At 51.0% G+C, this 13,860-nt stretch carries 12 protein-coding genes and 4 pseudogenes; 10 read left to right on the top strand and 6 right to left on the bottom strand.

Annotation, left to right across the window (positions count from 1 at the left end):
- Window positions 1-277: 277 nt before the first annotated feature.
- Window positions 278-751, top strand: a pseudogene (locus ACTJKZ_RS11885) (LysR family transcriptional regulator); the annotation flags it as partial.
- Here the strand turns inward: ACTJKZ_RS11885 and ACTJKZ_RS11880 are convergent.
- Window positions 741-1,041: pseudogene (locus tag ACTJKZ_RS11880) on the bottom strand (LysR family transcriptional regulator); the annotation flags it as partial. The pseudogenes ACTJKZ_RS11885 and ACTJKZ_RS11880 overlap by 11 nt on opposite strands.
- Here ACTJKZ_RS11880 and ACTJKZ_RS11875 point away from each other — a divergent pair.
- The 7 genes and pseudogenes from ACTJKZ_RS11875 to fetB all read left to right on the top strand — a co-directional run bounded on the left by ACTJKZ_RS11875 (window position 1,040) and on the right by fetB (window position 6,123).
- Complete coding sequence (locus tag ACTJKZ_RS11875) at window positions 1,040-1,525, top strand: (R)-mandelonitrile lyase (RefSeq protein ID WP_440829627.1); 486 nt, start codon at window positions 1,040-1,042, stop codon at window positions 1,523-1,525. The pseudogene ACTJKZ_RS11880 and the gene ACTJKZ_RS11875 sit on opposite strands and share 2 nt — an antisense overlap.
- Before the next feature lie 10 nt (window positions 1,526-1,535).
- On the top strand, window positions 1,536-1,892 hold the full coding sequence (locus ACTJKZ_RS11870; protein WP_440829626.1) for a carboxymuconolactone decarboxylase family protein: 357 nt from the start codon (window positions 1,536-1,538) through the stop codon (window positions 1,890-1,892).
- 72 nt (window positions 1,893-1,964) lie between these two features.
- A pseudogene (locus ACTJKZ_RS11865) lies at window positions 1,965-2,081 on the top strand (alpha/beta hydrolase); the annotation flags it as partial.
- A 1,010-nt stretch (window positions 2,082-3,091) separates the two neighbouring features.
- Window positions 3,092-3,751 carry a DUF1345 domain-containing protein gene (locus ACTJKZ_RS11860; RefSeq protein WP_161736497.1) on the top strand — a complete coding sequence of 220 codons (660 nt, stop codon included), beginning with the start codon at window positions 3,092-3,094 and terminating at the stop codon, window positions 3,749-3,751.
- A gap of 188 nt (window positions 3,752-3,939) precedes the next feature.
- Window positions 3,940-4,428, top strand: coding sequence for a hypothetical protein (locus tag ACTJKZ_RS11855; protein ID WP_222925787.1), 489 nt, complete (start codon window positions 3,940-3,942; stop codon window positions 4,426-4,428).
- 260 nt (window positions 4,429-4,688) lie between these two features.
- Complete coding sequence (gene fetA / locus ACTJKZ_RS11850) at window positions 4,689-5,357, top strand: iron efflux ABC transporter ATP-binding subunit FetA (protein ID WP_285088614.1); 669 nt, start codon at window positions 4,689-4,691, stop codon at window positions 5,355-5,357.
- Window positions 5,344-6,123, top strand: a complete 780-nt coding sequence (gene fetB / locus ACTJKZ_RS11845) for an iron efflux ABC transporter permease subunit FetB (protein WP_161736938.1) — start codon at window positions 5,344-5,346, stop codon at window positions 6,121-6,123. The genes fetA and fetB overlap by 14 nt, the downstream gene beginning before the upstream one ends.
- 402 nt (window positions 6,124-6,525) lie before the next feature.
- On the opposite strand, the gene ACTJKZ_RS11840 is transcribed toward fetB, so the two are convergent.
- Window positions 6,526-7,038: a hypothetical protein gene (locus tag ACTJKZ_RS11840; RefSeq protein ID WP_161736937.1), complete on the bottom strand. Its 513-nt coding sequence runs from the start codon at window positions 7,036-7,038 to the stop codon at window positions 6,526-6,528.
- Between the two features lie 212 nt (window positions 7,039-7,250).
- On the opposite strand from ACTJKZ_RS11840, the gene ACTJKZ_RS11835 reads away from it, so the two are divergent.
- The gene (locus ACTJKZ_RS11835; RefSeq protein WP_440829625.1) at window positions 7,251-7,562 is read left to right on the top strand and encodes a hypothetical protein; all 312 of its coding nucleotides are present in this window, start codon (window positions 7,251-7,253) and stop codon (window positions 7,560-7,562) included.
- Between the two features lie 205 nt (window positions 7,563-7,767).
- A complete protein-coding gene (locus tag ACTJKZ_RS11830) occupies window positions 7,768-8,064 on the top strand; it encodes a hypothetical protein (protein WP_405038674.1) in 297 nt (98 codons plus the stop codon).
- A gap of 291 nt (window positions 8,065-8,355) precedes the next feature.
- Here ACTJKZ_RS11830 and ACTJKZ_RS11825 read toward each other — a convergent pair whose 3' ends face one another.
- The 4 genes and pseudogenes from ACTJKZ_RS11825 to ACTJKZ_RS11810 all read right to left on the bottom strand — a co-directional run bounded on the left by ACTJKZ_RS11825 (window position 8,356) and on the right by ACTJKZ_RS11810 (window position 13,860).
- Window positions 8,356-8,580, bottom strand: coding sequence for a hypothetical protein (locus ACTJKZ_RS11825; RefSeq protein WP_161736935.1), 225 nt, complete (start codon window positions 8,578-8,580; stop codon window positions 8,356-8,358).
- A 224-nt stretch (window positions 8,581-8,804) separates the two neighbouring features.
- On the bottom strand, window positions 8,805-9,902 hold the full coding sequence (locus ACTJKZ_RS11820; protein WP_440829624.1) for an ATP-binding protein: 1,098 nt from the start codon (window positions 9,900-9,902) through the stop codon (window positions 8,805-8,807).
- Window positions 9,899-10,594, bottom strand: a complete 696-nt coding sequence (locus ACTJKZ_RS11815; protein ID WP_440829623.1) for a response regulator — start codon at window positions 10,592-10,594, stop codon at window positions 9,899-9,901. The genes ACTJKZ_RS11820 and ACTJKZ_RS11815 overlap by 4 nt, the downstream gene beginning before the upstream one ends.
- A gap of 171 nt (window positions 10,595-10,765) precedes the next feature.
- Window positions 10,766-13,860: pseudogene (locus ACTJKZ_RS11810) on the bottom strand (multidrug efflux RND transporter permease subunit).

Here is a 13,860-nt window from a genome sequence, read left to right as displayed (position 1 = left end):
GCGCCGTTAACTCGGTTTTATGCTGACGCTTACCTATTGAATTCTAGCCTGGACTGAAAATGCCACTGAGCTCATTGGATTAGCGTGTCGCGATCTGGAGTGTAAAAACGGGTGGGAGTCAGGAGACGCAAGGCCACCCGACGGTCACGTTATGCCGTCATTAATGCCAGGGGCTTCGCGATTTTTCACTGTGGCTGATTTGCCTGACTCTCTTTATGATGGATTTTTCCCGGGTGATTATCGGGAACGATCAATGACTTAGGGAAGTACTCTTGCTATGACCTTATTAAATGACCTCGATCTGCGTCAGCTGGAAGCCTTCCCGGCCGTAATTTCTGCGGACAGCGTCACTGCGGCGGCCAAAGCACGAAACCGCTCGCAGCCCGCCGTCTCTCGCCTGATTCAGGAATTAGAGCAGTCGCTGGGTTATCCGCTGTTTATTCGCAATGGCCCGCGTATCCATCCGTCAGAAGAGGCGTTGCAACTGCATCAGTATGTGCAGAAAGCGCGGCTGTCATTGCACCAGATTCGCTTACGCGCACAGGCGATCGCGCATCAGCAGCATCGTCCACTCAGCATTGCTGCGACGCCCGCACTGGCTGCTGGTTTATTGCCGCAGGCACTGGTTGCGCTGAATGTGCAGAATAAAGTGCAAATCATCAGTGAATCCGCCGTACAGACGGCGCATGCGGTGATCACCGCAGAGGCTGTCATCAGGTTATGCAGCTCGCTGCTGGAGCATCACGCGGTCGGATGCCGGCATCAAACTGCTGCCACAATATCCGTCAGCGAATAATCGACACTCAGTTCTATCTGAATGTCCGGAAAGCGTTTCAGCAGAGGCTTTAGTCGGGGCCAGAGAATGGAATCAATAGCGTGATCGTGCGCGGTCAGGATTTCAGCTGTCATTGTTGCATGCCCTGCACATAAGCATTCAGTTTTACCTGGCTTATCAACCAATCCTGCCAGGCCTACACTTAAAAAGTGCCGGGCGTGATGTCCGCGTCCGGCTTTTCCAGCTCTGGAAAACGGATCCTGCATGAAGAGACTTGCCGTTGCTGCAGTGTCCCTGGCACTGTCTGTTTCAGTCACCTACGCAAAGGAGATCACCCCGATGATTACGATTATGCAAAGCGGAGCAAAACCCTCCGTAAAAGGTTCGCCAGACTATTTCACCGGAACGGTTCGTATCGATTCCCCTTTTCAGGGCACTGAGCCTGCGCGTATCGGCGGGGCTACCGTGACGTTCGAGCCTTCTGCCCGCACGGCCTGGCATACGCATCCGCTTGGTCAGACGCTGATCGTGACGGCTGGTGCTGGCCTGGTGCAGGAGTGGGGTGGTCCCGTGCGTGAAATCCGGCCCGGCGACGTGGTGTGGATACCGACCGGCGTTAAGCACTGGCACGGGGCCGCACCGGAGACTGCCATGACCCATATTGCCATCGCCGAAGCCCAGGACGGCAAGGTCGTTGACTGGATGGAGCAGGTCACGGATGAGCAGTACGCCTCAGCAGACAGGTCATGAACGTAACCTGATGAAACGGCGTCTCTGCTCCGTTGTCGTGCTGTGCGCTGCGCTGGCTGGAAAGGCGGTCAGCGGCCCCCTGTTCGGGTTTGCTCGGGCTGCCGACGCGTATCTGAAGACGTATCTTTTCGGTGATATTTTCAATCGCAACAACCTGGACTTGAAAAGCCGCGAGCTGGCTACCGTAGGGATGCTGGCCGCCATGTCCGGCACTGAGCCGCAGCTGAAAGCGCACCTGAATATGAGCATGAATGTCGGAGTCACGCCGTCTCAGCTTGCGGAACTGGTGGCTTTCTTTATGGAGAATGACGAGCAGGCAAGCGCTGACCGGCTGCAGGCCGCTCTCGATTCAGTCCCTGCCGGTTAAGTTCTTCCGTGTTACAGACATTTTGTTTTTGTCCGGATCCCCGGCCGGAAAGTGTTACAGGCGGTGTTACGCAGGCCAAAAGAACTGCTGATCGTGAAGGATGCAACGCATGTCGATTTATACGATCGTATGGGTAAAATTCCATTTGCGAAGATGACCGACTTCTTCAATCAATACCTGAGTAAGTAATCAGTGAGGCATGCAGTGTCTGCATGCCTTCACCACCGGGAATTAGCATCAACACCGGTCTCTGTTCTGCCCTCTGATAAGGTCCTGCCGACAGTTACGGCAAAAACATGCAGCCTGACATGACAACGATGACCTTACGGATAACGGGCAAGGCACCCTGTCGGGTTAAGGACAGAGATGTGATCAGTGCTAATTTGAGCATGTCTCACTCAGGAATATCAGCTAATACGCTGACTCTGCTCACGGCGATACTTATGATAATCCTCGTCGCATTCAGCTGAGCAAAAAGCCGTTTCGGCCACGACAGCTTCATCTTTGCACCAGACGCATAAACCGTTGGGACTTATAAGTTTGGTCTTACGGGCTGCCAGAGAAGCGGCGAGATGCGCTTCTTCGCGCTCCTAGGCCAGATCAACATCATCCATAAAATTTCAGAGCCTCATCAACTTTCAAGGATTAAAACACAAACCGTTATGTACAGAGAACGCGTTTGTGTAAACGAATACGTAATTATACAGCAAATCAGACTCATACTTAATCACAGCGCTATATTTCCAACATCTTACACTGACTTTCAGAATTATCAGGAAACAGTACGCCTGAGCCCGCCATTTCTTACTTACTTCCATTAGAGGAAAATATTAATAGCTTCTGCTGAGACAGCTGGCTTCACAGAAATAATGTTTCAGAGATGACTGTTAAAGCATTCAGTATTTTATTTGCGAGTTGACTCACTGATTCCGGATTATTAATTGTTGTGTAACTATGCAAATAGCCTGAAAGAGTCGCTTAAAAAGCGCGTCAGAGACAACGCTATAATTTGTTGATTTCAGCATCAGGTGACGACTGTCTGCATTACACCTTGCGCTGACCTGTTTGACACTTTTCATGATTCAGCATTGAACCCACACCGGTACATTAAAAGTGTAAGAATTAATGCTTAGTGCAGGATTTTCACCTGATTTTAACTACAGTTGTTATCACTCCGATTAAACCACCATGGTTTTACGATGCCGACATCTTTAACCTCCACGCTTTATGCTCGTTTGAGACTGCTGATCTCCATCACTGCCGGACTGATCTGTTATTTTCTGCTCTCTGATCATCCCGGGCAGATGCAGCGGTTACTGATTAGCTGGAATGTCTGGGCCTGGCTCTATCTTGGTATTCTCTGGTTTCGCATGCTGCGTACCGATGCAACGGGCATCAGGCGCATTGCTCAACAGCAGGATCAGAGTGCTGCACTGGTGCTGGGCATTGTGATCGTGGCCTGTATCGTCAGCATTGTGGCCATACTGAGTGAACTCCCCACGCTTAAAGGTCTCACCGGCACGCCGAGACTGCTGCATTTATTGCTGACGGCACTGACGCTGATTGCATCCTGGGCCATGTTACCCAGCGCCTTTGCGATGCATTATGCCCATCAGCACTATCTTTACCGGGATAACAGCGTGAGTCCGCTGAGATTTCCGGATAAAACAAAAAATCCTGGCTACTGGGATTTTCTCTACTTTTCATTCACCATTGCGGTTGCCTCGCAAACGGCGGACGTCGCCACCGGAACAACAGAGATGCGTAAGCTGACGTTATTGCAGTCTGTTATCTCATTTATTTTTAACCTGGCTATTTTGGGTTTATCGGTCAATGTCGGTGCCAGTTTGCTTAATTAGGCTGTTGTCATCAATCGACAGCCGGGCAACGTTTATCCGACGTGAGCTTCTGAAATAATCTGGTCACCTGTCGTGATTATAACAATGTGTAATAAGGTGTTAGCTGCCTCTTCACCAGACACCCGCTGCCGTGTAAGTTCGTGGGTGATTTACGCTATTGGCCCCCAAATCCGATAAGGAGAAATAGAGTGAAAGCCACCGCCATGATCACTACAAGCCTGTTAATGCTGATGAGCAGTGCTCACGCTAAAGGTCTGACGACATCAGCAGAAGGTAACAAGCTTTCCGTCAGCTTTGGTCAGCCCACCATCAAACAGGTTCTGCACTATCGAAAAATGTATGACAAAAAACCATTTCCGGATGCGGAGATTTATTACTACGATAACGGCACCTATAAGATCATTTCTCAGGGTGAAAACCATTACGGCGTTTATGTCATGCAGGGCAGGTTTGAGGATGAAACCTTCACCGTACGCTTTATCTCACTGCCTTCATCCGACTGGGGCAATAAAACGGCCTTTCACCAGTTAACCTTTATCAGAAATGAAAAGCAGAACGTTTTTATTCAGAACGCGATTGTGGATACCGGCGAGGCTATCGCGCAGCAGAACGGCACCTATACGCAGGAAAAAAACAGCGTAACCAATCCGGTTTCAACAAGCTGGGAAAAAAAATAAGTCTCGCCTGGCAGGTCTGTCACGCTTCCAGTTTTGACCGGCTGCAGCCGGGCCGGTCACAATTGTTCTCAAAAGATGAACAGCCGCAGCGTAATGCCCTATGCTTTTCCTCTCAGTAGATGCCCCTGATGCGCTATTCCGGTTGTGTTTAAGGGCAGGGAAGTACACTACCGGTAATCAGTCTGTGAGTCATAACGCCCGCTTTTTACGGATACTAAACTCCAGTCATTCTGAATTTTGTCAGGCCCCGAGGCGTAAATATGGACAGAGATTTGCCCCTGCTGGCTGTGCAGGATGTGACTTTTTCGGTCGGGGACCGCCAGTTACTGCGACCGGTATCTTTGCAGTTAAATCAGGGCGATTATGTGTTACTGACCGGTCCATCCGGCAGCGGAAAAAGCACGCTTCTGAAAATCCTTGCTTCACTTATTACCCCAACGACAGGTCAAATCCTTTTCAGGAACAGTGACATCACCACGCTAAAAGCCGAGACCTATCGTCAGCAGGTTTCGTACTGTTTTCAGACGCCACAACTGTTCGGCCAGACAGTTTATGACAATCTTGCGCTGCCCTGGGAGATTCGCCGTCAGAATCCACAGCGGGACAAGCTCGTTGCTGCGCTGGAAAGCGTTAAACTTTCGCCTGACATGCTGGAAAAATCGGTTGAACAACTTTCAGGCGGAGAAAAGCAGCGTGTCGGACTGCTCCGCAATCTGCAGTTTATGCCTGACGTACTGTTACTGGATGAAGTGACCAGCGCCCTTGATGAGGAGAACAGGCTGGCTGTACTTTCACTGATTAACCGGATCGTAGCTGAAGAAAAGGTGGCCGTGGTACGGATCAGTCATGATGTCAGCGATATTCAGCAGGCCGGGCACGTGCTGCGCCTTGAACCGTCAGAGAAGGAAAACGAGCGTGAATCAGCATAATATCAGTGACACTTCGCTGTTGCTGTCACTGACGCTGGTCGTCATCGCGCTGTTGATCAGCCAGAAAGAAAAACTTGGCATGGGCAAAGATATTGTCTGGAGTGTTTGTCGGGCGATTGTTCAGTTGGTCATCGTCGGCTTTGTGCTGAAGTCGATTTTTGATGTCAATAACCGCTGGCTGACAGTATTGATGGTGCTGTTTATCTGCGTGAATGCCGCGATTAACGCCCGCAAACGCAGTCAGAATATTGATAACGCGTTTGCGATAGCGCTTGTTTCAATCTTCAGCGGCACCGTCATAACACTAACGATTCTGGTACTGAGCGGCGCGATAGCGTTTGTGCCGATGCAGGTCATTCCCATTACAGGCATGATCGCCGGGAATGCCATGGTTGCAGTGGGGCTCTGTTTCAGCAACCTGAATCAGCGCTTCAGTGACAACCACCAGAAAATTATGGAGATGTTGAGCCTGGGTGCATCGGTGAAGCTCGCCTCAGGCCGGATTATTGCTGACAGCATTCGCACAGCGATGATCCCGACAGTGGATGCAGCCAAAACCGTCGGACTGGTCAGCCTGCCCGGCATGATGTCCGGACTGATTTTCGCCGGAATCGATCCGCTCAAGGCGATTAAGTATCAGATTATGGTGACGTTCATGCTGATAGGCACCGCCAGCCTGTCAACCATCATCGCCGTCTGGTTATCCTATCGACGTTTCTATAATGCCAGGGCGCAGCTGAAGATATCGGGTACAAAGCAGAATTAATGGTGCTGATGGCTGTGGTAAATATTGCAGTCATTGAATACATCATTTTTTAAAATCAGAATTAAACATTTAAGCGTGCGGATGTGATCAGGACTATGGGAGATATTGGTTGCCTCCGTTTACCCGATTAAGATTGCTTTTATAAAGGACAGGGATTCTCCCGAAATGCTGAACTAATCGCGCTGGGTCAGCCATTAAAATTAGTTACATCATACATAATGACGTGCTTTCAGGAGCGTTCCAGGCGACATACCAGGCGGCTATATCGCCTGGAAGTAAGTCAGACGTCTGTAAACAGGGTTTAGCAGCCTGCCAAATTTAGTACTGTAGTGAAAATTATCTGGCCCGATTTACCCGCCTGCGGTCGTCTTTTCGGGGCGAGGAATAGAGACGGATTGCGTCTCAATCTTTAAGAACTGAGTTAACAATGGTCATGCCTGCCGCAGTACTACGTTTGGTAACACTAAGCATTCCTCCACCGAAATAATTGCCCGCAGGTTCGCACACTTTAATCCGTCTTTGCAGATCTGGATCGTTAACATCTACGCCAGAACAGCTGTTACGACTGCCAGCCGAAAACTCGCTATATGCCGTATAGGTGCTGATGGTACCCGGAAGTAGCCAGACTAGGGTGGTGAGCAGCATGTAACCTAAAAAGATAACCATCAGAACGGCACCTGCGAAAAGCTTGATGTTATTCATCATGCCTTTCACAGGCTCCCCCTTACCCCATTTTTTTATGATCAAAAAAACGGACAGTCCCAGAGGAAGAACGGCGCACCATAGTGCTTTAAGTACGGGTTGTGCCAGAAAGGTAGTGCGGTCGATTTCATTGAGCCACACAAAAAAAGTAAATATGCAGCCCAAAGCACTGGTGATTATCAGCGCCAGACGAGGTGTCGAACAGGAATTCATCTGTAACTCTCTCCATGAGTCAGTTTTAAGCAGTACGAGTCACGAGATTAACGCCGCGACTGGCACATTCTCTGAACCTGCAGGTAGTAAGGTGGGGCATGGATCAGGCGAAATTATTTTGCGGTTAAAGATTATCATGCTGTTCTTACCATAGACAAAGAGCATAAACTTTTTTTATGTTTTAAATCGTTCCACAACATGAGGAGAGCGAAATGATTGTCAGAACATGGCACGGATGCGTACCGCTCAGGCATGCGGAGGGCTTTGCGGCTCACCTGCAAAAGACCGGTGTCGAACATTCAGAAGGGACACCAGGAAATCTGGGAGCCTGCGTGCGCAGGGAAACGCAGGGTGAATGGGAGCATTTTTTTCTTGCTACATACTGGGAAAACGTCGAGGCGATTAAAGCCTTTGCAGGCGATAAGTATCAGATTGCCGTGACATATCCGGATGATGAGCAGTTTGAACTGCTCTCCGATCCCTACGTTTTTCAGCATCAGGTGCAGAAAGTAATGCCTTTATAATTATTTCCCCGCTGCCGCCCGGCGGCGGCTTATGTCTGATTCAGCAAATTTTCTCAGAAGACGTATTGGCCTGGTTCAGTAAAATCAGTCACTTTCCCCCCGGGCGAAGAACATCCCTCCGGGTTGACAATCTTTAGCCTTTTATTCAGAGGATCGCCCGATTTTATTCTGCGTTAACGTAACCTCCTCACTTCTGGAGGAAATCATGAATAACAGAAAAATCGTCTTTTCTCTGTGTATGGGCATGATGATTTTTTGGGTTAGCGCATCTGAAGGTAAAACATCTAAGCAAACCGATGATCAGATTCGCCAGCTCATCATAGAGGATTCAATCGACTCATACCCGGGTGTTTGTGCATGCCCCTTTAACTCCGCACGTAACGGCAGTAGCTGTGGCAGGCGCAGCGCATGGAGCAAGCAGGGCGGATATGCACCGATTTGTTATAAAAAAGAAGTCTCAAAGGAGCGAATTGAAGAGTGGCGCAATAGCCACGACGCTTAGGCCGTCGAGCGAATACATCTCAGGGAAGGAAATAACGTAATAATCAGCTAAGAACATACCTGAATAGCCGGTTATGGCTTAAGTCTGCTACTGTTATTTTTTAACGAGCCAGTATAAAAAGAATATTGCCGGTCAACGTGGCTCCTTTTACACCTGATAAATCTAAAAGATAATATCCCGCAAACTGTCAAACCTCTTATCTGCTATTTTATAAAAAAATTAGTCTTACGCGATTGCCGGACAACAGCGTGTCCGGCAATCAGCTATTTTACATCAGAACCAAAGCCCAGCTTAATTCTGCGCCGGCTGATTTTTCTCGGCCTCTTTCTGTTTTTTCTTCGCCATATGGTGACCGACTGCGCAACCGGCTGCGGCCCCGGCAACACCATGATGATGAGCAACATGACCGGCCACGCCGCCGACTGCGGCGCCTTTCAGACATCCTTCGGCGTTAGCCTGTAAATTCACAGACAAAAACAGACCGGTAGCCATAACAATAACTGATAATTTTTTCATCTTTTTATATCCTGATAGTCATAGTTGCAGGTTGAACTCCGCTGAGCATAGCCAGGCTTTGAGATGTTACGCTCGCCAGGATACACGAATCACGAAGTTAGTTACCTGTCGTTACGCTTTTAGGGCAATGACCAGGGCAATGACAAATGCAGGTGATGCATTATTAATCATGAAGTCAGGCTGGCATCATTTTCAGATGGGATATAAGCGAGAAATGATGCGCATCAGGATAAGATGACGGGGTTGAGCACAGGTTGACTTGTTTTAGCATCGGGCAGCCAGAAAGAGAATCGCGTACCGTTTAATTTGTTTTTTTCGCAGCAGACTTTTCCACCATGGGCCAGCACGATGGCTTTTACAACCGCCAGACCCAAGCCTGTCCCGCCACTCAGGCGTGAACGGGAATCATCGGTGCGCACAAACGCATCCCATATCGTCCTGGCAAAATCCTGATCGATTCCCGGCCCCTCATCGTCTATGTGCACAGCGACGCCTGCTGCATCCTGCTCACAGGAAATCATGACAACGCCCGGGATGGAATAACGGCGGGTATTTTCCAGAAAGGCCAGCATCACCTGTCGGAAGCGTAAAGCATCGCATTCAATAATAGCCGGATTCACTTTCAGCACGAGTGAGTGGTGACTGGCTTTGAAATCCTCTTTCACCAGTTCAGCTAACGATTCAATCTCACTTTTAATATTCACGCGCTCATAGTGAATATGCAGATGTCCCGACTGCGCCAGACTCAGGGTTCTGAGATCCTCAATTAACCGCGTCAGACCATCAGTCTGATGAATCAGATTAACGAAGAGCTTATGATCGGGCGCAAATATGCCGTCCGCTAAGCCCTGAAGTCTCCCACGCAATATCGTCACCGGGGTTCTTAACTCATGAGCGATAGCGGCGTTCCAGGTCCGGCTATCATTTGACAGGGTTTCCAGTGTTTCCGCCATGCGGTTGAAGTCTTTGACCAGCGCATTAATCTCGCCAATTTCTATGGCACCTTGACTGGCTCGCGCGCTTAAATCCCCTTCAGCCACGCGTTTTGCACTGTGAGTCAGCGACTCCAGCGGAACGATCATCTGGCGCGCAAAGCGGGCAGAAAAAAACACCGAGACGGCTATCGTTAACAGCGTCGACACCAGCGTGGTAATCCAGTCGCCGGTTGTCCCCATGTCTAAGTCGAGTGGCAACAGCTGACCTGAAAATAATCCGATAACGGTCGGGTAAAGTGAATAGGTGGCAAAGGAGGTCAGAAAAGAGTAGATCGTGACTTTGACGATGAGCCAGTTCAGTTGCCCGCTAAGACCACGTTGCTTCATTTACTCTCTCCCAGGCGATATCCGAAGCCTCTCACATTCTGCAGCAGTCCTGACGCACCCGCATCATCGAGTTTCTTGCGTAATTTACTGATATGGCTGTCAACAGTTCGTGGTAATGTGTCACCTTCCGGAAAACACGCTTCCAGCAGTTCATCCCGGCTAAATACCCGGCTGGGTTCGCGCACGAACTGGGTGATTAGCCTGAACTCGGTTGTTGTCAGGCGTGAGGCAATATCCACCCCGTCAGGTTTAACAACAACGCTGTGCTGCTGTAGGTTAATGGAAAGCGATCGGGTCGAGTAAATATCTTTCGAGCGTGTGATAACCTGGGTACGTCTTAACACGGCCTGGACTCGTGCCACCACCTCAGCAGGATTAAACGGCTTAACGACGTAATCATCGGCTCCGATGCGTAATGCAGAAAGTTTATCCACATCATCGTCATTAGCCGTGAGCATAATAACCGGGATATTTCCCCGGCGACGCACTTCGGCCAGGACCTGCCAGCCGTCCATAACCGGCATACGGACATCCAGTACGATCAAATCAGGTGAGGATGTTGCACAAAACGCTAATGCTAACGCTCCGTTTTCCGCATGGCTTACCGTGAAACCTGCATTCTGCAGATAGGCGGTTAATATGGCGGCTATTTCGACATCATCTTCGACAATTAAAATCACGCTGCTATTCATCCTTATCCTGTCATCGATCTGAATCGGCCCGGACGGCGGCTCAGCGCTTATTCTGAAGAGCGCCGCCGGGTGCGCTATAAACGCTATTGTGTTACAGCCGTTGCCATCATGATATCAGGTCTGTGAAACAATAAATCAGACGAGATACCCGCTGGAAGCGCAGTTTGCATATCATTTTTCATGAGTGATCAGCTTATTTCGCAGAGTCATCACGATGACAAAAAACAGCGGTACAAAAATAACGGCCAGAATCGTAGCACTGATGATGCCGCCAAAAACCCCGGTGCCGATAGCATGCTGGGTTTCACTGGCGGGTCCGGAGGCAATGATTAACGGGACGACGCCCAATCCGAAAGCCATTGACGTCATGATAATCGGACGCAGACGCATTCTGGCCGCGGTGATTGCTGCTTCCCGCAGGCTCTTGCCCTCCTGGTATAACTGTCTGGCAAATTCAATAATCAGCACGGCGTTCCTGGCCGATAGCCCGATAACAGTAATCAACCCGACCTTGAAGAACACGTCATCAGGCAATCCGCGAATCATCACGGCAGCGACAGCGCCCGCGATCCCCAAAGGAATCACCATCAATACGGAGAGCGGAATGGCCCAGCTCTCATAGAGCGCAGCTAACACCAGGAAGATCACCAGGATGGAGAGCACCATCAGCATAGGTGCCTGTGCAGCAGACTGCTGTTCCTGCAACGACTGGCCGGTCCATTCAACCGCGAAACCCGGCGGCAACTGTTTTGCCAGCGCTTCCATCTCTTTCATAGCATCACCACTGGAAACACCCGGCGCAGCACTGCCTGAGAGCCTCATCGCGGGATAACCCTGATAGCGGACCTGCTGGAGAGGCGCGGATGACCATACCGGTGTAACGAAGGCTTTCATCGCGACCATCCGGTTTTCACTGCTTCGGACATACAAATTGAGGATGTCATCAATCTGCATACGATCTTTCGCCTCAGCCTGAATAATCACCTGCTGCATTCGACCTTTATTGGGGTAATCGTTGACGTAGAGCGAACCCATCGCAGCGGAGAGCGTGTCGCTGATGCTGGTGAACGAGACACCCATGGCATTGGCCTTTTCACGATCGATATTCAGCCGGACAGTCGTTCCCGGCGGCAAGCCGTCAGGATAAACCTGCGTGACTTTGCTGCTTTTAGCGGCAAGCTGCAGAAGCTTAGTCTGTGCAGCTTCCAGCGCTGCATAACCCTGATTCGCGCGATCCTCCAGCCTCAGCGTAAAGCCTGAAGAGTTTCCCAGCTCCTCGATAGCCGGGGGCATCATCGTCATGATGGTGCCTTCCGGTGAGTCGCGCATCGCCTGCCCGACAAATTCAACTTCCCCCCGGATGGTGTTATCACCGCGTTCCTTGCCCTCTTTCAGGACGGTGAAAGCCAGTGCGGTGTTTGCCCCAGCGCCGGAAAAGCCAAAGCCAATGATGGATTGATTAGTTGCGATGGCGGGACGCGAACTCAGGGCATCTTCATATTTTTTCACCACAGCCAGTGTCCGCTGCTGCGTTGCCTCCGCTGGAAGCTGAAACGCCGTCATGAAGTAGCCCTGATCTTCTTCGGGGAGAAAAGCGGAAGATAGCTGACTGAATGCCAGTCCGGTTCCTGCGCACAGTGCAATAAACAACAGCATCATTCGGCCGGAGCGTTTCAGGGTAATGGCTGTCCAGCCGGAATAGCGGCTAGTCAGTCGATCAAAGCCGCGGTTGAACATGCCGAAAAAACCGCGCCGGGCATGATCGGAAGGCATTTTAAGCAGCGTGGCGCAGAGTGCGGGGGTCAGTGTCAGCGCCAGCAATGCGGAAAACAGAATTGCGGTCGCCATTGAGAGGGCAAACTGACGGTAGATAATGCCGACTGAACCGCTGACGAATCCCATGGGGATAAAGACCGCCGTGAGCACCAGCGTAATGCCGGTGATGGCACCCGTTATTTCGCGCATCGCTTTTGAGGTCGCCTCGCGGGGGTTGAGGTTCTCCTCACGCATGATGCGCTCAACGTTTTCAACCACGACAATCGCATCATCAACGATGAGGCCGATGGCGAGCACCAGTCCAAACATCGTGAGAACATTGACGGAGAAGCCAGCGAGCAGCATGACGGATAGCGTGCCCAATAAGGCAATCGGCGCGACAATGGCGGGTATGAAGGTATAGCGGATGTTCTGTAAAAACAGATACATCACCACGAATACCAGCACCATCGCTTCGAGAAGGGTGTGGATCACCGTCCCGATTGAGAGCTTTACGAAGGGTGCGGTATTGAAAGGGAGCGCGTAACGAATATCCTCCGGCATCGACAGACTCAGTTCTTTCATCCGGGTCGACACCGCCTCTGCGGTCTTTACCGCGTTGGCACCGGGCGCCAGCATAATCGCTGCACCCGTTGAGTTCTGACCATTTTCACGCATCAGCATGCTGTAACTCTGAGAACCGGTCTCCACTCTTGCCACGTCAGAGAGCTTGACGCTGGAGCCATCCTGATTCGCGCGCAGCACAATGCGGCCGAACTGCTCAGGCGTGGTTAGCTGACCCTCCACCGTTAAGGGAAGGGTAACCATCTGACCGGGCAACGCGGGCTCGTCACCGACCCGTCCCGGGGCCATTTGGGCATTCTGCTGGGTGATGGCGGCAAAATGTCGTTCATCGTCAGGTTGAGTGAAAGCAGTCTGGCGGGATCGATCCAGACGCGTAGCGCGCTTTCCGCGCCGAACAGCTGAACCCGTCCTACGCCAGGCAGTCTGCGCAGTTCTTCAACCACATTTCTGGCCATGTAGTCACTTAACGCTTCACTGTCTGTTTTCCCGGCTTTGGAGGTCAGACTGACAATCATCAGGAAGCCGGTGTCAGCCGATTCAACCTGAAGCCCATTCTGCCGCACCGTCTGCGGCAGGCGGGATTCCACCGTCTTGATGCGGTTCTGTACATCAACCTGAGCCAGTTCGGCATCTGTGCCTGGTTTGAATGTGACCGTAATGGTCGCCTGACCCGAGGTGTCCGTGGATGATTCAAAATAGAGCAGATTCTTGACGCTGGAGAGTTCGCGCTCAATCAGGCTGACGACGGTGTCGTTCATCGTCTGCGGCGAAGCGCCTGCCCAGGTCGCGGTGATGGTGACATTCGGTGGTGCAACCGAGGGGTAACGGGCCACCGGCAGTTTGGGGATCGCAATGATCCCGAACAGAATGATGAACAAGGCGACAACCCAGGCGAAAACCGGGCGCCTGATGAAAAACTCAGCCAT

The organism is Pantoea sp. 22096, assembly GCF_052045955.1.
Classification (GTDB): domain Bacteria; phylum Pseudomonadota; class Gammaproteobacteria; order Enterobacterales; family Enterobacteriaceae; genus Pantoea; species Pantoea alfalfae.
This window is presented reverse-complemented; position numbering and strand designations above follow the sequence as displayed.

Excerpts from the sequence above, each read along its gene's own strand:
- ACTJKZ_RS11825 (WP_161736935.1), bottom strand. The coding sequence starts at position 8,580 with ATGAAAAAATTATCAGTTATTGTTATGGCTACCGGTCTGTTTTTGTCT.
- fetA (WP_285088614.1), top strand. The coding sequence starts at position 4,689 with ATGGACAGAGATTTGCCCCTGCTGGCTGTGCAGGATGTGACTTTTTCG.
- ACTJKZ_RS11875 (WP_440829627.1), top strand. The coding sequence starts at position 1,040 with ATGAAGAGACTTGCCGTTGCTGCAGTGTCCCTGGCACTGTCTGTTTCA.
- ACTJKZ_RS11860 (WP_161736497.1), top strand. The coding sequence starts at position 3,092 with ATGCCGACATCTTTAACCTCCACGCTTTATGCTCGTTTGAGACTGCTG.
- ACTJKZ_RS11815 (WP_440829623.1), bottom strand. The coding sequence starts at position 10,594 with ATGAATAGCAGCGTGATTTTAATTGTCGAAGATGATGTCGAAATAGCC.
- ACTJKZ_RS11840 (WP_161736937.1), bottom strand. The coding sequence starts at position 7,038 with ATGAATTCCTGTTCGACACCTCGTCTGGCGCTGATAATCACCAGTGCT.
- ACTJKZ_RS11820 (WP_440829624.1), bottom strand. The coding sequence starts at position 9,902 with ATGAAGCAACGTGGTCTTAGCGGGCAACTGAACTGGCTCATCGTCAAA.
- ACTJKZ_RS11870 (WP_440829626.1), top strand. The coding sequence starts at position 1,536 with ATGAAACGGCGTCTCTGCTCCGTTGTCGTGCTGTGCGCTGCGCTGGCT.
- ACTJKZ_RS11830 (WP_405038674.1), top strand. The coding sequence starts at position 7,768 with ATGAATAACAGAAAAATCGTCTTTTCTCTGTGTATGGGCATGATGATT.
- ACTJKZ_RS11835 (WP_440829625.1), top strand. The coding sequence starts at position 7,251 with ATGATTGTCAGAACATGGCACGGATGCGTACCGCTCAGGCATGCGGAG.